Origin of the sequence: Variovorax sp. LjRoot290 (genome assembly GCF_964253985.1) — a bacterium.
GTDB lineage: Bacteria > Pseudomonadota > Gammaproteobacteria > Burkholderiales > Burkholderiaceae_C > Variovorax.
The window spans coordinates 2,466,519-2,484,548 of record NZ_CAXURW020000001.1; the positions used below are offsets into that span (position 1 = coordinate 2,466,519).

An 18,030-nucleotide genomic window follows, 5' to 3' on the forward strand; every position below is an offset into this window, starting at 1 on the left:
ACGCTTCGCCTTCAGTGTTGCAGCAGGCGTTCGATACCCAAGCCTTCGAGGTCGACACCAGCGTCCCGGCCGCCCATCACGTCCGCCAGAACGCGCGCGCTGCCGCACGACAAGGCCCAGCCGCTCGAACCATGGCCGAGATTGAGCCACACGCCGGGTATACCGCTCGGGCCGATGATGGGCGGACCGTCCGGCAGCATCGGCCGTGCCCCTTTCCATTGCTGGACGCCGGCCTGCAGGGTGACGGCACCCGGAAACCAGTCCTGCAGCACCTTGTAGAGCGTCTGCAGTGCGGTGGGGTGCATCGCGTCGAGCGAACCGCCGAGTTCGGCGCTTCCGGCCACCCGCACGCGCAGGCCGAGGCGGGAGATCGCCACCTTGTAGCGCTCGTCCATCACGGCGCTGCGCGGAGCGTTGAGCGGTTCGCGGATGTTGGCGCTGATCGAATGGCCGTAGACCGGCGCGAGCGGAATGCGCAGGCCCAGCGGCCGCAGCAGGTTGGCCGAAGCCACGCCGGCGCACACCACGACCGCGTCGAAGCGATGGCCCTCCGAGCCGCTCGCCAGCGAGAGCTCGGTCGGCGCCGCGCGCTTCAGCGGCGCGAGGTCGCAGTTGAAATGAAACTGGGCGCCCAGCGCCTCGGCCTCCCACTTGAGCAGCAGTGCGAACTGCCGGCAATTGGCGACCTCGTCCTCGGGCAGGTGAATGGCGCCGGCGAGCGGGGTGTCGGCGCTGAGCGCGGGCTCGATCTTGCGGGCCTCGTCCGCATCCACCTCGCGGAAGCTGCTGCCCGCCGCGCGCAGCACCTCCAGGCCGGCCTGCACGAGCTTCTTCTCGCGCTTGGAACGCAGCAGCACCAGGTAGCCGTCGGCGCGCTCGTAGCTGAGCTCGCGGGCCTCGGTGATCTCGTGCAGCCGCGTGCGACTGTAGAAGGCCAGGCGCTGCATGCGCGCGCGGTTGCTCAAGTAGGTTTCGAGCTTGCAGGCGCGCTGCCAGTGCGCCATCCAGGACAGGTCGCGCCGCGACAGCGGCCAGCGCAGCTTGATGGCGCCGTGCGTGGAGAGCAGCGAGCGAAGCACCTTGCCGCGCATGCCCGGGCCGGCCCAGGGCGTGACATAGCCGGGTGCGACTACGCCGGCATTGGCAAAACTGGATTCCTCCGCGGCGGCGCCGCGGCGCTCGAACACGACCACTTCGTGCCCGTCCGACGCCAGCTCCCAGGCTGTGGTGACGCCGATGATTCCGGCGCCCACGATCGCGATTTTCATTCGATTCTTTGCGGTGAAGTATGTGCCGGTGCCTGCCTGCGAGGCGCGCGGCCGCTAGTGCTGCTGTTGTAACTCGCGTTCGGTCTGCAACGCGATCGCGAGCAGCGCGTCGTCGTGTAGGGCGCCATGCCAAAGCATGAGGCCGACGGGCAGTTCGCCCTCGACGTGGCAAGGCAGCGAGATCGCACAGCCGTCGAGCATGTTGACGACCGACGGGTTGCGCAGCAGCAGCGCGTTGATGCGGAAAAAGGCCTCGTCGCGTTCTTCGCCGGGCGCCACGCTGGCGATGGCCGGCGCGGTGATCGGCACGGTGGGCGAGAGCAGTGCGTCGAAGGGCGCGAGCGCCCGTTCCATGCGGGCGATCCAGTCCCGGCGCGCGTGGACCAGGTCGATGTACTCGTGCGCCTTCATGGTCGCGCCCTTGAGGATGCGCTGCGCCACCCGAGGGTCGTAGCCGGCGCCGCTGCGCTCCAGCAGCAGGCGGTGCCAGGCATAGGCTTCGGCCGCAGAGAAGCCGCCGGTGGCGTTGATCGAGCGCAGATCGGCCAGCTCGGGCAGCGCGATCTCGTCGATGCGGGCGCCGGCTGCGCGCAGCGTCCGGAGCGCCCGTTCGAAGGCGCTTGCCACCGCGGGCTCGATCTCGTCGAAGAAGAGATCCTTGACCACCGCCAGCCGGTAGGCGGACAGCGGTGCCGTGCCGGCGGTGACGCGCCGGGCGGCGAGGATCTCATGCGCGGTGATCGCATCTCGCACCGAGCGCGTCATGGCGCAGACGGTGTCGAGCGTGGTCGACAGCGGCAGGGCGCCGTCTGCCGGCACCAGCCGCGCCGTGTTCTTGAAGCCGACGATGCCGTTGAGCGCGGCCGGGATGCGGATCGAGCCGCCGGTGTCGGAGCCCAGCCCGATGAAGACCGCGCCGCTCGCCACCGAAACCGCCGCTCCCGAGGACGAGCCGCCTGGAATACGCGGCGTGGCGGCATCGCTCGCGTTGGCGGGCGTGCCATGGTGCGGATTGATGCCCACGCCCGAGAAGGCGAACTCGGTCATGTTGGTTCGGCCGACGAGTGCGCCGCCGGCGGCGCGCAGGCGCGCGACCGCGGGGGCATCCGCCTTGGCTGCCGCCGCATGGGACAGCACGATCGAACCGGCCGGCGTCGGCTGGCCAGCCAGGTCGAACAAGTCCTTGACGGAAAAGGCCAGGCCGGCCAGGCGTTGCTGCGGGCTCGCGGACGCGGCGGCGTGGCGCGCCTCGTCGAACAGGGTGCGCGTGAAAACGTGCCGGCAGCCCGGAGACTGGGCCTGCGCAATCGAATGCTCCATTTCGGTGCGCGCATCGGAAGCGCCCGCCAGCAGGGCGAGGCGGGTGGCGTGCAGGTCAGGGCGCATGGGTGAGGGTGGCTACAGAGAGAGGGCGATGGGAAGGTGCGTGCTATACTCTTTGGGTTTCGCCATGGGCATTTTCCCGAGGCGAGATGCATCCGCAAACCAGTCCATTCAAGGTGTTGTGAGCCTCTTTCGGAGGAGCGCAAAACGGGCTGGATTTTAGACCCAACCTTTGGAGTTATTTCTATGTCGACGACCATGCGCGAAATGCTGGAAGCCGGTGTCCATTTCGGTCACCAAACGCGCTTCTGGAACCCCAAGATGGCCCCGTACATCTTCGGCCATCGCAACAAGATTCACATCATCAACCTGGAAAAGTCGCTTCCGATGTTCCAGGAAGCGATGAAGTACGCCAAACAGCTCACCGCCAACCGCGGCACCATCCTGATGGTCGGCACCAAGCGCCAGGCCCGCGAGATCGTGGCGGCCGAAGCGCGCCGCGCCGGCGTGCCCTTTGTCGACACCCGCTGGCTCGGCGGCATGCTGACCAACTTCAAGACCGTCAAGACCTCGATCAAGCGCCTGAAGGACATGAAGGCCCAGCAGGAAGCCGGCCTCGACAGCCTGAGCAAGAAAGAACAGCTCACCTTCACCCGCGAGATCGAGAAGCTCGAGAAGGACATCGGCGGCATCCAGGACATGGCTGCGCTCCCCGACGCCATCTTCGTGATCGACGTGGGCTTCCACAAGATCGCCGTGGCCGAAGCCAAGAAGCTCGGCATCCCGCTGATCGGCGTGGTCGATTCCAACCACTCGCCTGAAGGCATCGACTACGTGATCCCGGGCAATGACGACTCGTCCAAGGCCGTCACGCTGTACGCCCGCGGCATCGCCGACGCGATCATCGAAGGCCGCGCCAGCGCGGTCAGCGACGTGGTGAAGGCCGTGGCCGAAGGCAGCGGCGATGAATTCGTCGAAGTCGAAGAGGGCGCTTCCGCCTGATCGGCGCTCGCCCGAGCCTGAAGAAGGGGCTTTGTTGCCCCTTTTTTTTAACTTGATTTTCGCGGCGCCCGGTGCGGGCCGCCGCAACTGACAAACCGAACGGAGAAACGACATGGCAACAATCACCGCAAGCATGGTCGGCGAACTGCGCGCAAAGACCGACGCCCCGATGATGGAGTGCAAGAAGGCGCTGACCGAGGCCGACGGCAACATGGACAAGGCCGAAGAGCTGCTGCGCATCAAGCTCGGCAACAAGGCCGGCAAGGCCTCGGGCCGCATCACCGCCGAAGGCGTGGTCACGGCTTTCGTCGAAGGCGACGCCGGCGCCATGATCGAGATCAACTGCGAAACCGACTTCGTCACCAAGAACGACAGCTTCCTGGCCTTGGCCAATGCCGCGGCGATGCTGGTCGCCAAGCACAACCCGGCCGACCTGGCTGCGCTGGGTGCGCTGCCCTACGAGCAGGACGGCTTCGGCCCGACGCTGGAAGACGTGCGCAAGGGCCTGGTCGGCAAGATCGGCGAGAACATGAGCTTCCGCCGCTTCAAGCGCTTCGCCGGCAACGGCAAGCTGGCCTCGTACCTGCACGGCACGCGCATCGGCGTGATGGTCGAGTTCGAGGGCGACGACACCTCGGCCAAGGACGTTGCGATGCACATCGCCGCGATGAAGCCGGTGGCCATCTCCAGCGCCGACGTGCCGGCCGATCTGATCGAGAAAGAGCGCGCGGTCGCCGCCGGCAAGGCCGAGGAAGACCGCAAGGCCGCCGAAGCCGAAGGCAAGAAGCCGCAGCCGGCCGACATCGTGACCAAGCGCATCGAAGGCGGGGTTCAGAAGTACCTGAAGGAAGTCTCGCTGCACAACCAGGCTTTCGTGAAGAACGACAAGCAGACCGTGGAGCAGATGCTCAAGGCGGCGAACACCTCGATCAAGGGCTTCACGCTCTATGTGGTCGGCGAAGGCATCGAGAAGAAGGTCGACGACTTCGCGGCCGAAGTGGCGGCGCAGGTCGCTGCGGCCAAAGCGGCAGCCTGAGTGCCGCCCCCAGGCGACGGCGCGCACCGCGCGCTGCCGCTTTTTCGCAATCACGTTTTACACTCGCCCCGCCAACTCCAAAGGAACCCACCCATGTCCGACGCCCGACCAGCCCACAAGCGAATCTTGTTGAAGCTGTCGGGCGAGGCATTGATGGGTGACGACGCCTTCGGCATCAACCGGGCGACCATCGTGCGCATGGTCGGCGAAGTGGCCGAGGTGGTGAACATGGGCGTCGAGGTTGCCGTCGTGATCGGCGGCGGCAACATCTTCCGCGGCGTCGCCGGCGGCTCGGTGGGCATGGATCGCGCCACGGCCGACTACATGGGCATGCTGGCGACCGTCATGAACGCGCTGGCGCTGGCCGACGCGATGAACAAGCAGGGCTTGATCGCCCGCGTGATGTCGGCCATCGCGATCGAGCAGGTCGTGGAGCCCTACGTTCGCCCCAAGGCGCTGCAGTACCTCGAAGAGGGCAAGGTCGTGATTTTTGCGGCCGGCACCGGCAACCCCTTCTTCACGACCGACACGGCTGCGGCGCTGCGCGGCGCCGAGATCGGCGCGGAGCTGGTGCTCAAGGCCACCAAGGTCGACGGCGTCTATACCGCAGACCCCAAGAAGGACCTGAGCGCGACACGCTACGCCCGCTTGAGCTTCGACGAAGCCATCGCGCAGAATCTCGGCATCATGGACGCCACGGCCTTCGCGCTGTGCCGCGACCAGAACCTGCCGATCAAGGTGTTCTCGATCTTCAAGAACGGTGCGCTCAAGCGCGTCGTGATGGGCGAGGACGAAGGCACGCTGGTGCATGCCTGAAGAGGACCAAGAAGATGACCATTGCCGAAATCCGCGATGCGACCGACGCCAAGATGAATCAGTCGCTCGCCGCATTCCAGAACAACCTGACCAAGATCCGCACCGGCCGCGCCAATCCCGCGCTGCTGGACTCGGTCCACGTCGATTACTACGGCTCCTCGGTGCCGCTGTCTCAGGTAGCGAACGTTTCGCTGCTCGATTCGCGCACCATCAGCGTCCAGCCCTGGGAAAAGGGCATGGGCGCCAAGATCGAAAAGGCCATTCGCGAAAGCGATCTGGGCCTGAATCCCGCGTCGATGGGTGACCTGATCCGCGTGCCGCTGCCGCCGATGAGCGAAGAGCGCCGCAAGGAAATGACCAAGCTGGTGCGCAACGAGGGCGAGACCGCCAAGATCGCGACCCGCAACCTGCGCCGGGACGCCAATGATGCGATCAAGAAGCTGGTCAAGGACAAGCTGGCATCCGAAGACGATCAGAAGCGGGCCGAGGCCGAGATCCAGAAGGTGACCGATCGCCACATCGGCGAGATCGACCGGCTGGTGGCGGCCAAGGAAGCGGAGATCATGGCCGTCTGATGACGACATCACCTGCCATGCCCCACCACATTGCCATCGTCATGGATGGCAATGGCCGCTGGGCCACGCGCCGCTTTCTGCCGCGCGTCGCGGGGCACAAGCAGGGCGTCGAATCCTTGCGCCGTTGCGTCAAGGCCTGCGTCGACCGCGGCGTCGCGGTTCTCACCGTGTTCGCCTTCTCCTCCGAGAACTGGAACCGTCCCGTCGAGGAAGTGTCGGGGCTGATGGATCTGATGGTCGGTGCGCTTGGCCGCGAAGTACCGAAGTTGAGCCATGACGGCGTACGGCTGCATTTCATCGGCGAGCGCGGCGGCCTGTCCGAGAAAATCGCCGCCGGCCTGCTGCAGGCGGAGGCAGCGACGGCCCACAATACCCGGCTGGTGCTCAACGTCTGCTTCAACTACGGCGGCCGCTGGGATATCGCCCGCGCAGCGGCCCAGCTTGCCGCGCGCGGCGAGCCGCTGACCGAGGCCAACCTCGATGCGGCGATGGCGCTGTCGCACGTGCCCGACCCCGATCTGTTCATCCGTACCGGCGGCGAGCAGCGGCTGTCGAATTTCCTGCTGTGGCAGAGCGCCTATGCCGAGCTGTTCTTCAGCGACCGCCTCTGGCCCGAATTCGACGAGGCCGCCCTCGACGAAGCCATTGCTGCCTTCCAGCGCCGCGAGCGCCGCTTCGGCCAGACTTCCGCGCAGGTCGCGGGCAACGCATGGCGCGATCCGCAGGCAGCCTGAGCGAATGCTCAAACAACGCATCATCACTGCGATCGTCCTGCTGGCGATCCTGCTGCCGGCGCTTTTCTATCCGTCGCATGTGCCCTTTGCCTGCGTGATGCTGGCGCTGATCGCAGCCGCGGCCTGGGAGTGGGGGCGGCTCAACGGCTACGGGTCGAGAGTGTCGCTGTTCCTGGGGCTGGAGACGCTCGTGCTTTGCGCGCTGTCCTGGTGGCTGGGGCTGCTCGATCAGTCGCTGCTGCCTGTCTGGATCTTCGCCAGCGCCGCCTGGGTGCTCGGCGGGGCTGCGCTGCTGCGCGTCGCAGTGCCCGGCTGGCCGCGCGTGCCGAGGGGTCTGCGCCTGGTCGGCGGGCTGCTGGTGCTTTGGGTCGCGTGGCTGGCCGCGGTCAAGGCACGGATGGTCGGCATCAACTTCCTGCTGTCGATCCTCGTGCTGGTGTGGGTGGCCGACATCTTTGCGTACTTCGCGGGGCGCGCATTCGGACTCAGGTTCACGCGCAACAAGCTCGCGCCGGCCATCAGTCCCGGCAAGAGCTGGGAGGGTGTCTGGGGCGGCATGGCCGGCGTCCTGGTTCTGGCTCTGGCCTGGGTCTGGGCCGACGCGGCCGCCCAGCCCGCGGTGGCCAGCCTCTACACGCGGCTGGCCGAGCGCGGATGGTGGCTGCTGCTGGTCGGTGTGGTCTTTCTGGCGGCGATGAGCGTGGTGGGCGATCTGGTCGAGTCGCTGATCAAGCGCAGCGCGGGCGCCAAGGACAGCAGCACCCTGCTGCCGGGCCACGGCGGCGTGCTCGACCGCGTCGATGCCTTGCTGCCGACGCTTCCTATTGCCATGATGTTGGCCTTCCTGTGATGACATACCCTAGGCAACGCATCACGGTGCTCGGTTCGACCGGCTCGGTCGGCGTCAGTACGCTCGACGTGATCGCCCGGCATCCCGAGCGCTTCGAGGTGTTCGCGCTGTCGGCTGCAACCAAGGTCGACGAGCTGCTGGCCCAGTGCGTGCAGTTCTCGCCGAAGTTTGCGGTCATGGCGAGCCCGCCGCATGCCCGGCTGCTGGCCGAAAAGCTGAAACAGAGCGGCCTGTCCACGCGCGTGCTCCAGGGAGCGGACGCCATCGAGACGATCGCCTCGCACGAGGAATGCGATGCCGTGATGGCCGCCATCGTCGGCGCGGCCGGGCTCGGGCCCTGCCTCGCAGCCGCTCGCGCCGGCAAGCGGCTGCTGCTCGCCAACAAGGAGGCCCTGGTGGTCGGTGGCGAGCTGTTCATGCGCACGGTGCGCGAGGGCGGGGCGACGCTGCTGCCCATCGACAGCGAGCACTCGGCGATCTTCCAGTCGCTGCCGGAAGACCCGGCCACCTGGCCGCGGCGCATTGACAAGATCATCCTGACCGCCTCCGGCGGCCCGTTCCGCACGCGCTCGCCGGACACGCTCGGTGCCGTGACGCCCGAGCAGGCCTGCGCGCACCCGAACTGGGTCATGGGCCGCAAGATCTCGGTGGATTCCGCCACCATGATGAACAAGGCCCTCGAGGTGATTGAGGCGCGCCACCTGTTCGGCGTGGCGCCCGAGCAGATCGAGGTCGTGATCCACCCGCAGAGCGTGGTGCATTCGATGGTGCAATTCACCGACGCCTCGGTGATCGCGCAGCTCGGCACGCCCGACATGCGGGTGCCCATCGCCGTCGGGCTGGCCTGGCCCGAGCGCATCCAAAGCGGTGCCGCCCGGCTCGATTTCCGGCGGATGGCGGCGCTGACTTTCGATGCGCCCGATGCCCAGCTCTTTCCCGGCCTGGGACTCGCATGGCAGGCGTTGCGCGCAGCGCCGGGCACGACCGCTGTGCTCAATGCGGCCAACGAGGTGGCGGTCGAAGCATTCCTGCATCACCGCTTGCGCTTCGATCGTATCCATGCGGTGAACCTGGAAACTTTGGATGCGGTGCAGCCCTCCAACCCAGCATCGCTGGCCGACCTGCTGGCACTGGATGCCAGCGCCCGGGCTGCTGCCAACGCCGCAGCGCTTCGCTTCGCAGCCTGACTTTTCCATACCCCGGGGGTCTCCATGCTCACAGTCGTTGCCTTCATCGTCGCGCTCGGCTTGCTGATCGCGGTGCACGAGTACGGCCACTATCGGGTGGCGGTTGCATGCGGGGTCAAGGTGCTGCGCTTTTCGGTCGGCTTCGGCAAGACGCTGTATCGCTGGCAGCCCAAGCGCCAGCACCCGGGGCAGGACACGGAGTTCGTGATCGCCGCGTTCCCGCTCGGCGGCTACGTGAAGATGCTCGACGAACGCGAAGGGCCCGTGGCGCCCGAAGAGCGGCACCGCGCCTTCAACACCCAGCCGCTGCGTTCGCGCGCTGCCATCGTCGCCGCCGGTCCGATCGCCAATCTCCTGCTGGCCGTCGTGCTCTACACCGCGGTCAACTGGATCGGCGTCGAAGAGCCTGTCGCGAAGCTGGGCCAGCCGGTGGCCGCTTCGCTGGCCGAGCAGGCCGGTTTGCGCGGCGGCGAGCACGTCGCGCGCGCCGGCTTCGACGGCGACCTGGAGCCTGTGCAGTCCTTTGAAGACCTGCGCTGGCGCATGACGCGCGGAGCGCTCGACGGCCGCGATCTGACGCTCGAGATCGCAGGGGAGGGCGCGCGGCCTGCGCGCGAGATCGTGCTGCCGTTGAGCCGCATCGAGGCCAAGGATGCCGACGCGCAGATGTTCCGCAAGATCGGCGTCGTCGCACCGCTGACGCGCCCCGAGATCGGCGAGGTGATGGCAGGCGGCGCGGCGGAGCGCTCGGGCCTGCGCCGCGGCGATGTGGTGCGCTCGGTCGGCAGCACGGCCATCGTCGACGGCCAGCAATTGCGCGACGTGATCCGCGCCTCGGTCGAGGGTGGCCAGCCGCGCACGCAGACCTGGGAGATCGAGCGCGACGGTCAGATGCTCCGCGTCGAAGTCACGCCGGAGGTGCGCGACGAAGCTGCGGCCAAGGTCGGCCGTGTCGGTGCCTATGTCGGTGCGCCACCCGAGATGGTAACGGTGCGGCTGGGCGTGGTCGACGGCGTCTGGCGCGGCGTGGTCCGCACCTGGGAGGTGTCGACGCTCACCGTGCGCATGATGGGCAAGATGCTGATCGGCGAAGCCTCGATCAAGAACCTGAGCGGACCGCTGACGATCGCCGACTACGCGGGCAAGTCCGCCAGCATGGGTCTCACGCAATACCTGGTGTTCCTCGCCCTCATCAGCGTGAGTCTCGGCGTGTTGAACCTCATGCCGCTGCCGGTCCTCGATGGGGGGCACCTGATGTATTATCTTTGGGAGGGCCTGACCGGCAAGAGCGTCTCCGATGCATGGATGGAACGGTTCCAACGCGGGGGTGTCGCGTTGCTGCTGGTCATGATGTCGATCGCACTCTTCAACGATGTGACTCGACTCTTTGGTTAACTTTCTGCTGGCCCTTTCCGCGCCGGCTCAATTCACAGATGAACAATAAATTCAGTCGCTTTCGCCTGCGCAGCGTTGCCGCGGTGGTCGCCAGTGCACTCGCCGCCACGGCCGCCTGGGCCGTCGAGCCCTTCACGGTACGCGACATCCGGGTCGAAGGCCTGCAACGCGTGGAGCCCGGCACCATCTTCGCCTCGCTGCCGTTGCGCGTGGGCGACACCTACAGCGACGAGCGCGGCACGGCTGCCATCCGCGCGCTGTTCGACCTGGGCCTGTTCAAGGACGTGCGCATCGACGTCAGCGGCAACGTGCTGGTGGTGATCGTCGAGGAGCGCCCCACCATCGCCGACGTCGACTTCGTGGGCACCAAGGAGTTCGACAAAGCCGCGCTGCAGAAGGCGCTGCGCGAGGTCGGCCTGGCCGACGGCCGCCCCTACGACAAGGCCCTGGCCGACCGCGCCGAGCAGGAGCTCAAGCGCCAGTACGTCAGCCGCAGCCTGTACAACGCCCAGGTCGTCACCACCGTCACGCCGATCGAGCGCAACCGCGTCAACCTGACCTTCACCGTCACCGAAGGCGAGGCCGCGCGCATCCGCGAAGTGCGCATCGTGGGCAACAAGGCCTTCAGCGAAGGCACGCTGCTGGATCTCTTCGACCAGGACGCGGGCGGCTGGATGAGCTGGTACACCAAGAGCAACCAGTACTCGCGCGCCAAGCTCAACGCCGACCTGGAGACGCTGCGCTCCTACTACATCACGCGCGGCTACCTGGAGTTCCGCATCGACTCCACGCAAGTGGCGATCTCGCCGGACCGCCAGGACCTCGCGATCACGGTGAACCTCACCGAGGGCGAGAAGTTCGTGGTGGCCGGGGTCAAGATGGAGGGCAACTACCTCGGGCGCGAGGAGGAGTTCAAGTCGCTGGTGACGATCCAGCCCGGGGAGCCCTACAACGGCGAGCAGGTGACGGAGACCACCAAGGCCTTCACCGACTACTTCGGCACCTTCGGCTACGCGTTCGCGCGCGTGCAGGCGGAGCCCGAGATCGACCGCACCAACAACCGTGTGTCGCTGACGCTGAAGGCGGAGCCCTCGCGGCGGGTGTACGTGCGGCGGGTGGCCATCGGGGGCAACAACCGCACGCGTGACGAGGTGATCCGGCGCGAGTTCCGCCAGTACGAGGCGTCCTGGTACGACGGCGACAAGATCAAGCTGTCGCGCGACCGGGTGGACCGCCTGGGCTTCTTCACCGAGGTGAATGTGGAGACGCAGGAGGTGCCGGGCTCGCCGGACCAGGTCGACCTGACGATCAACGTGGCCGAGAAGCCGACCGGTACGCTGCAACTGGGCGCAGGTTTTTCCAGTGCCGAGAAGGTGTCGTTCACCTTCGGTATCGCGCAGGAGAATGTTTTCGGCTCCGGCAACTACCTCGGCCTTCAGGTCAACACCAGCAAATACAACCGGGCGCTCTCGCTGACGACCACCGATCCCTACTTCACCAAGGACGGCATCTCGCGCACCTTCGGCATCTACCACACGACCACGCGGCCCTACTACAGCGTCGACGGCGACTACCGGCTGGTCAATGAAGGCGCCACCATTAAATTCGGCGTGCCGTTCAGCGAAGTCGACACGGTCTTCTTCGGCATCGGATTGGAACGCTACCGCTTCGACCCGGGCGGCAACGTCGCCTTCCTGACACCGCAGTCGTACCGGAGGTACTTCGGTTGCAGCACCAGTGCCGCGGGTCTTGTCACCGGCTGTACCAACGACAGCGTCTGGGGCGTGCCGTTGACCATCGGCTGGTCGCGCGACGACCGCGACAGCGCGCTGCTGCCGACCCGCGGACGCCTGCAGCGCGCCAACCTCGAGGTGGGCGTGGGCGGCGACATGAAGTACCTGAAGACCAACTACCAGTATCAGCAGTTCTTTCCGATCAGCAAGCAGTACACCTTTGCGATCAACGGCGAGCTCGGCTATGGCAAGGAATACGGCGGCAAGTCGTACCCGATCTTCAAGAACTTCTACGCGGGTGGCCTGGGGTCGGTCCGCGGCTTCGAGCAGAACTCGCTGGGGCCCCGCGACGTGCCGCTGCTGGGGCAGACCGAAGGCGCGGCGCTGGGCGGCACCAAGAAGGCGATCTTCAACGCCGAACTCAGCACGCCGTTCCCGGGCGCCGGCAACGACCGCACGCTGCGCCTCTACGGCTTCTTCGACATCGGCAACGTGTTCGGCACGCGCGATGCCTTCTCGACCGACGCCCAGTGGAAGGCGGCGAAGAAGCTCCGCGCCTCGGTGGGCCTGGGCATCAGCTGGATCTCGCCGCTGGGGCCGCTGCGCCTGGCTTACGCCATCCCGGTCAGGCAGCAGGATGAAGACCTGACCGACCCGCTGCATCCGATCCCGAAGGATAGAATTCAACGCCTGCAATTCCAGATCGGAACCTCTTTCTAATGAATCCATTGCTTCGCGCCGCCGGTGCGCTGCTGATCCCCGCTTTCGCCCTCGCGGGCGGGCTCGCGCACGCGCAGGAAACTTTCCGCATCGGTTTCGTCAATCCCGATCGCGTGTTGCGTGAAGCGCAGCCTGCCAAGGCCGCGCAGGCGAAGCTCGAGTCCGAGTTCCTGAAGCGCGAGAAGGACCTGACGGGGCAGGGCGAAGCCCTCAAGGCTGCTTCCGAAAAGTTCGAGCGCGAGGCGCCGACCCTGTCCGAGAGCCAGCGCGTGGCCCGTCAGCGTGCCCTGGTCGACCAGGACCGTGACTTCCAGCGCCGCCGCCGCGAATTCCAGGAAGACCTCAACGCGCGCAAGAACGAAGAGCTGCAGCAGGTCTACGAACGCGCCAACCGCGTGGTCAAGCAGGTGGCAGAGGCCGAGAAGTACGACGCGATCCTGCAGGAAGCGATCTACATCAATCCGAAGCACGACATCACCGAGAAGGTGATCAAGGCGCTGAATGCGTCCACTTCTGCCGGCGGCAAATAGCGCAGCGAACCGGCGTGGCACTGCGGCTAGGCGCAATCGTTGAGGCCCTCGGGGGCGAACTGCAGGGTGACCCCGCGCTGTCGATCGAGCGGCTTGCGCCGTTGGCGACGGCGCAGGCCGACGCGCTCAGTTTCCTGAGCCATCCCAAGTACCGCAAGGAGCTCACTGCCTCGCAAGCAGGCTGCGTCATCGTGTCGCCTGCCATGCGGGAGCTGGCGGCCCAGCGCGGGTCGTTCATCGTGACGGCCGACCCCTACCTCTATTTCGCGCGTCTGACCCAGCTCTGGAAGCAATCTCATGCCAGGCCAGACAGCGCGCGCATCCATCCCAGCGCGGTGATCGACCCCGGCGCGCAGATTGACCCCAGCGCGCGTATCGGCGCACTGTGCGTCGTCGAGCGTGGCGCGCGCATCGGCGCAGAAACGGTGCTGAAGTCCAGGGTGACGGTGAGCGAGGACTGCGTCATCGGCGCGCGTTGCCTGCTGCATCCGGGCGTCGTGATCGGGGCCGACGGCTTCGGGCTCGCGCCGCACGAGGGCGCCTGGGTCAAGATCGAGCAGCTCGGCGCGGTACGCATCGGCGACGACGTGGAGATAGGCGCCAACACCTGCATCGATCGCGGTGCGCTCGAAGACACCGTGATCGAAGACGGCGTCAAGCTCGACAACCTGATCCAGATCGGCCACAACGTCCGCGTCGGCAAGCACACCGCCATGGCGGGCTGCGTCGGCGTGGCGGGCAGCGCGGACATCGGTGCGAACTGCACCATCGGCGGCGGCGCGATCGTGCTCGGCCACCTGAAGCTGGCCGATGGGGTGCACATTTCGGCCGCGACGGTGGTGACCCGGTCCATTCTCAAGCCCGGCCAGTACACCGGCGTGTTTCCCATCGACGACAATGCCGTCTGGGAGAAAAACGCCGCCACGCTCAAACAACTGCACGCTCTGCGCGAGCGCCTGAAGGCGCTTGAAAAACCGGTGGTGCAAGACAGAAAATCATGACGCTCGACATCCATCAGATCCTCAAACTGCTGCCGCACCGCTACCCCTTCCTGCTGGTAGACCGCGTGCTCGCGATGGAAAAGGGCAAGCGCATCACCGCGCTCAAGAACGTGACCATGAACGAGCCGTTCTTCAACGGCCACTTCCCGCACCGGCCGGTGATGCCCGGCGTGCTGATGCTCGAGGCGATGGCGCAGGCCGCGGCCCTGCTGTCCTTCCATTCGCTGGACATCGTGCCGGACGACAACACCGTGTACTACTTCGCGGCCATCGACGGCGCGCGCTTCAAGCGTCCGGTGGAGCCGGGCGACCAGCTGACGCTCGAGGTCGAGATCGAGCGCATGAAGGCCGGCATCTCGAAGTTCAAAGGGCGCGCGCTGGTCGGCAGCGAGCTGGCTTGCGAGGCCACCTTGATGTGCGCCATGCGCCAGATCAATTGATCGTGCTCGAGGCATGACGCAGGTTCATCCGACGGCCATCGTCGACCCCAAGGCCGAACTCGACCCGACGGTCAGCGTCGGCCCCTATGCCGTGATCGGTCCGCATGTGCGGGTCGGCGCCGGCACCACGATCGGCGCGCATTGCGTGATCGAGGGGCGCACTACCATCGGCCGCGACAACCGCATCTTCCAGTTCGCATCGCTGGGCGCCGTTCCGCAGGACAAGAAGTACGCGGGCGAACCGACCGAACTCGTGATCGGCGAGCGCAACACGATCCGCGAGTTCTGCACCTTCAACATCGGCGTGCCGGGGGCCGGCGGCGTGACGCGTGTGGGCAGCGACAACTGGATCATGGCCTACACGCACATCGCGCACGACTGCCGTGTCGACGACCACACCACGCTCGCCAACAACACGACGCTGGCGGGCCACGTGCACCTGGCGGACTGGGTGACGGTGGGCGGGCTGACCGGCATCCACCAGTTCGTCTCGGTCGGTGCCCACGCGATGATCGGTTTCGCCAGCGCGGTGGCGCAGGACGTGCCGCCTTTCATGCTGGTCGACGGCAATCCGCTGGCGGTGCGCGGCTTCAATGTGGTCGGCTTGCGCCGCCGCGATTTCTCCGCGGCACGGATCGCGGCCGTCAAGCAGATGCACCGGCTGCTGTACCGTCAGGGCAAGACGCTCGAGGAGGCCCGTGCCGCCATCGAGGCCCTGGCCATCGAAGTACCCGAATCGGCCGCCGATGTCGCGATGATGAGCGGCTTCCTGTCCAGCGCCACGCGCGGCATCGCGCGCTAGGGCACCGCATGTCGGAGGTACAGCGACAGTTTGCGCTGGTCGCGGGCGAGCCCTCGGGCGACCTGCTGGCCGGGCTGCTGCTCGACGGCTTGCTCTCGCGCTGGCCGGCCATGAAGGCCGTCGGCATCGGCGGCCCGCAGATGTTGGCGCGCGGCTTCGAGAGCTGGTGGCCGCAGGAAAAACTGGCGGTGCGCGGCTATGTCGAGGTGCTGCGCCACTACGCCGAAATCGCCGGCATCCGGCGCCGGCTCCGTGCCCGGCTGCTGCTTGACCGGCCCGAACTCTTCATTGGCGTCGATGCGCCGGACTTCAATCTGGACCTCGAAGCCGCGTTGCGGGCCAGCGGCACGAAGACGGCGCATTTCGTCTGCCCCTCGATCTGGGCCTGGCGCCCGGAACGCGCGGAGAAGCTGCGCACAGCGGCCGATCATGTGCTGTGCATCTTTCCGTTCGAGCCCGCGCTGCTGGCCGAACACGGGATCGCAGCAAGCTACGTTGGCCATCCGATCGCCAACGTGATCCCGATGACGCCCGACCAGGCGGGCGCACGCGCCGCGCTGGGATTGGACGCGGAAGCGCCGGTCGTCGCCTTGCTGCCGGGCAGCCGGCGCTCGGAGATCCGCTACCTCGCCGCAGGCTTTTTCGAAGCGGCCACGCTGATGCTGCGCGAGCGGCCTGAACTTCAGTTCATCGCGCCCGTGCTGCCGGGCCTCCGGGACGAGGTCGAGCAACTGCTGCAGGCCAGCGGCATGGCCGGCCGCGTGAAACTGCTCGACGGCCGTTCGCACGCCGCGCTCGCGGCCTGCGACGCCACCCTGATCGCCAGCGGGACCGCGACGCTCGAAGCCGCGCTGTTCAAGCGGCCGATGGTGATCGCCTACAACATGAACAAGCTTTCGTGGGCGCTCATGCGCCGCAAGCAGCTGCAGCCCTGGGTGGGTCTGCCGAACATCCTGTGCGGCGAATTCGTCGTGCCCGAACTGCTGCAGGAGGCGGCGACGCCCCAGGCGATGGCCGACGCGACGCTCGCCTGGCTTGCCTCGCCGGACAAGGTTCACGCCTTGCAACAACGTTTTTGCACGCTGCATGTCGAATTGCAGCGCGATACGCCGACACTGTGCGCCGATGCGATCCAGAAAGTTCTTGAAGGCTGAGCAGGCCACGCTCGCTTGGGACGCTCCCGGGCTCCTGGCCGGCGTCGACGAGGCCGGCCGCGGCCCGCTGGCCGGCCCGGTCGTTGCCGCGGCCGTGATCCTCGACGACGAGCGGCCGATCCGTGGCCTGGCCGATTCGAAGACCCTGACCGCGCTGCAGCGCGAGCGCCTGAACGACCAGATCCTGGCCAAGGCGCTGTGCTGCTCGGTGGCGCAGGCCAGCGTGGAGGAGATCGACACCCACAACATCCTCCAGGCGACGATGCTGGCCATGCGGCGCGCGGTCGAGGGCCTGCGGCTGAAGCCGGCAAAGGTGCTGGTCGACGGCAACCGGCTGCCCAGGCTGGACGTGCTGGCCGAGGCCGTCGTCGGCGGCGACGCGCGCGTGAAGGCGATCTCGGCCGCCTCGATCCTGGCCAAGGTGCACCGTGACCGGCTCTGCCAGGAACTGCACGCCGAATTCCCGCACTATGGCTTCGCGGGCCACAAGGGCTATGGCACGCCAGAGCACCTGGAGGCGCTGTTGCGCCACGGCGCTTGCGTGCATCACCGCAGATCCTTCAGCCCGGTCGCTGCCGTACTCGCACGCGCGACGGGGCAGACGGAGCCCATGACGGCGGCGATGTTGAGCGAAATGGTCGCGGAAACGACCCAGATCGAGGTGCGGATCGCCCCATGACCGCGGACGAGGTCAGCCACATCACGTCGCGGGACAACCCGCTCCTGAAGGAATTGCGCAAGCTGGCGCACGACCCGGGTGCCTACCGCAAGGCGGGCCGGGTCTGGCTCGAAGGCGATCACCTGTGCCGCGCCGCGCGCGAGCGCGGCGTCCGGCCGGCCGTGGCGGTCTTTGCCGAGTCGCTGTGGCCTTCGGCGCGCTCCGAATGGAGCGGGGCGGCGGCCAAGACCGTGGTGCTGGCCGATGCCTTGCTCGCCGGCGTGAGCGGTCTGGAGTCGCCCGCGCCGATGGGCTTCGTACTCGAACTGCCGGCGTCGCCGGCGGTCACCCCCGATGCGCCCACCGTGGTGCTCGATCGCCTCCAGGATGCCGGCAATGTCGGCTCCATCCTGCGCAGCGCGGCGGCCTTCGGCTTCGGCCAGGTGATCGCGCTCAAGGGCACCGCCGCGCTATGGGCGCCCAAGGTGCTGCGTGCCGGCATGGGTGCGCATTTCGGGCTGCAGCTGATCGAGGGCGCGGACATCCAGATGCTGGATGCGCTGACTGTGCCCTGGATCGCCACCAGTTCGCACCGCGGCGACTGGCTGCATCGCACGCAGCTGCCGTACCCGTGCGCCTGGTTGATGGGGCACGAAGGGCAGGGCGTTTCCGCCATTCTGGAGACGCGCGCCGCCCGGCACGTGCGCATTGCGCAGCCGGGCGGCGAGGAGTCGCTCAACGTCGCGGCGGCGGCGGCGATCTGCCTGCATGCGAGTGCCGCCGCGGCCAAGGGATAAGCCCGCGCC

At 67.2% G+C, this 18,030-nt stretch carries 18 protein-coding genes; 16 read left to right on the forward strand and 2 right to left on the reverse strand.

Annotated features, from left to right (window positions below):
• Positions 1-11 precede the first annotated feature (11 nt).
• Together ACSQ9A_RS12385 and ACSQ9A_RS12390 are read right to left on the reverse strand one after the other, a co-directional pair.
• Positions 12-1,268 carry a D-amino acid dehydrogenase gene (locus ACSQ9A_RS12385; RefSeq protein ID WP_436303856.1) on the reverse strand — a complete coding sequence of 419 codons (1,257 nt, stop codon included), beginning with the start codon at positions 1,266-1,268 and terminating at the stop codon, positions 12-14.
• Positions 1,269-1,322: 54 nt separating this feature from the next.
• Positions 1,323-2,654 (reverse strand): amidase, encoded by a 1,332-nt coding sequence (locus ACSQ9A_RS12390; protein ID WP_436303857.1) that lies wholly within the window; start codon positions 2,652-2,654, stop codon positions 1,323-1,325.
• 183 nt (positions 2,655-2,837) lie between these two features.
• Between ACSQ9A_RS12390 and rpsB the strand changes: the two genes are divergently transcribed.
• The 16 genes from rpsB to ACSQ9A_RS12470 all read left to right on the forward strand — a co-directional run bounded on the left by rpsB (position 2,838) and on the right by ACSQ9A_RS12470 (position 18,021).
• On the forward strand, positions 2,838-3,593 hold the full coding sequence (gene rpsB, locus ACSQ9A_RS12395) for a 30S ribosomal protein S2 (protein WP_436292547.1): 756 nt from the start codon (positions 2,838-2,840) through the stop codon (positions 3,591-3,593).
• Positions 3,594-3,705: 112 nt separating this feature from the next.
• Positions 3,706-4,629 (forward strand): translation elongation factor Ts, encoded by a 924-nt coding sequence (gene tsf, locus ACSQ9A_RS12400; protein WP_436303858.1) that lies wholly within the window; start codon positions 3,706-3,708, stop codon positions 4,627-4,629.
• 93 nt (positions 4,630-4,722) lie between these two features.
• Positions 4,723-5,445, forward strand: coding sequence for a UMP kinase (pyrH, locus tag ACSQ9A_RS12405; protein ID WP_093109248.1), 723 nt, complete (start codon positions 4,723-4,725; stop codon positions 5,443-5,445).
• Positions 5,446-5,459: 14 nt separating this feature from the next.
• Positions 5,460-6,020 carry a ribosome recycling factor gene (gene frr / locus ACSQ9A_RS12410; protein ID WP_093109249.1) on the forward strand — a complete coding sequence of 187 codons (561 nt, stop codon included), beginning with the start codon at positions 5,460-5,462 and terminating at the stop codon, positions 6,018-6,020.
• Positions 6,020-6,754: a polyprenyl diphosphate synthase gene (gene uppS, locus ACSQ9A_RS12415; protein ID WP_093109250.1), complete on the forward strand. Its 735-nt coding sequence runs from the start codon at positions 6,020-6,022 to the stop codon at positions 6,752-6,754. The genes frr and uppS overlap by 1 nt, the downstream gene beginning before the upstream one ends.
• Positions 6,755-6,758: 4 nt before the next feature.
• Positions 6,759-7,604 carry a phosphatidate cytidylyltransferase gene (locus tag ACSQ9A_RS12420; protein WP_436303859.1) on the forward strand — a complete coding sequence of 282 codons (846 nt, stop codon included), beginning with the start codon at positions 6,759-6,761 and terminating at the stop codon, positions 7,602-7,604.
• On the forward strand, positions 7,604-8,791 hold the full coding sequence (gene ispC / locus ACSQ9A_RS12425) for a 1-deoxy-D-xylulose-5-phosphate reductoisomerase (protein ID WP_436303860.1): 1,188 nt from the start codon (positions 7,604-7,606) through the stop codon (positions 8,789-8,791). The genes ACSQ9A_RS12420 and ispC overlap by 1 nt, the downstream gene beginning before the upstream one ends.
• A gap of 24 nt (positions 8,792-8,815) precedes the next feature.
• A complete protein-coding gene (gene rseP / locus ACSQ9A_RS12430; RefSeq protein WP_093109253.1) occupies positions 8,816-10,186 on the forward strand; it encodes an RIP metalloprotease RseP in 1,371 nt (456 codons plus the stop codon).
• 38 nt (positions 10,187-10,224) lie between these two features.
• Entirely contained in the window at positions 10,225-12,639 is a 2,415-nt protein-coding gene (gene bamA, locus ACSQ9A_RS12435) for an outer membrane protein assembly factor BamA (RefSeq protein ID WP_436303861.1), read from the forward strand.
• Positions 12,639-13,169, forward strand: a complete 531-nt coding sequence (locus ACSQ9A_RS12440; RefSeq protein WP_093107820.1) for an OmpH family outer membrane protein — start codon at positions 12,639-12,641, stop codon at positions 13,167-13,169. Before bamA ends, ACSQ9A_RS12440 begins: the two co-directional genes overlap by 1 nt.
• A 14-nt stretch (positions 13,170-13,183) precedes the next feature.
• Positions 13,184-14,170: a UDP-3-O-(3-hydroxymyristoyl)glucosamine N-acyltransferase gene (lpxD, locus tag ACSQ9A_RS12445; RefSeq protein ID WP_436303862.1), complete on the forward strand. Its 987-nt coding sequence runs from the start codon at positions 13,184-13,186 to the stop codon at positions 14,168-14,170.
• Positions 14,167-14,610: a 3-hydroxyacyl-ACP dehydratase FabZ gene (gene fabZ, locus ACSQ9A_RS12450; RefSeq protein ID WP_093107816.1), complete on the forward strand. Its 444-nt coding sequence runs from the start codon at positions 14,167-14,169 to the stop codon at positions 14,608-14,610. Before lpxD ends, fabZ begins: the two co-directional genes overlap by 4 nt.
• A 13-nt stretch (positions 14,611-14,623) precedes the next feature.
• Positions 14,624-15,412 (forward strand): acyl-ACP--UDP-N-acetylglucosamine O-acyltransferase, encoded by a 789-nt coding sequence (gene lpxA, locus ACSQ9A_RS12455; protein ID WP_436303863.1) that lies wholly within the window; start codon positions 14,624-14,626, stop codon positions 15,410-15,412.
• Between the two features lie 8 nt (positions 15,413-15,420).
• Positions 15,421-16,566: a lipid-A-disaccharide synthase gene (gene lpxB, locus ACSQ9A_RS12460; RefSeq protein ID WP_436303864.1), complete on the forward strand. Its 1,146-nt coding sequence runs from the start codon at positions 15,421-15,423 to the stop codon at positions 16,564-16,566.
• The gene (gene rnhB, locus ACSQ9A_RS12465) at positions 16,538-17,245 is read left to right on the forward strand and encodes a ribonuclease HII (RefSeq protein ID WP_093107810.1); all 708 of its coding nucleotides are present in this window, start codon (positions 16,538-16,540) and stop codon (positions 17,243-17,245) included. The genes lpxB and rnhB overlap by 29 nt, the downstream gene beginning before the upstream one ends.
• Positions 17,242-18,021 (forward strand): TrmH family RNA methyltransferase, encoded by a 780-nt coding sequence (locus ACSQ9A_RS12470; protein WP_436303865.1) that lies wholly within the window; start codon positions 17,242-17,244, stop codon positions 18,019-18,021. Before rnhB ends, ACSQ9A_RS12470 begins: the two co-directional genes overlap by 4 nt.
• Positions 18,022-18,030: the final 9 nt, after the last annotated feature.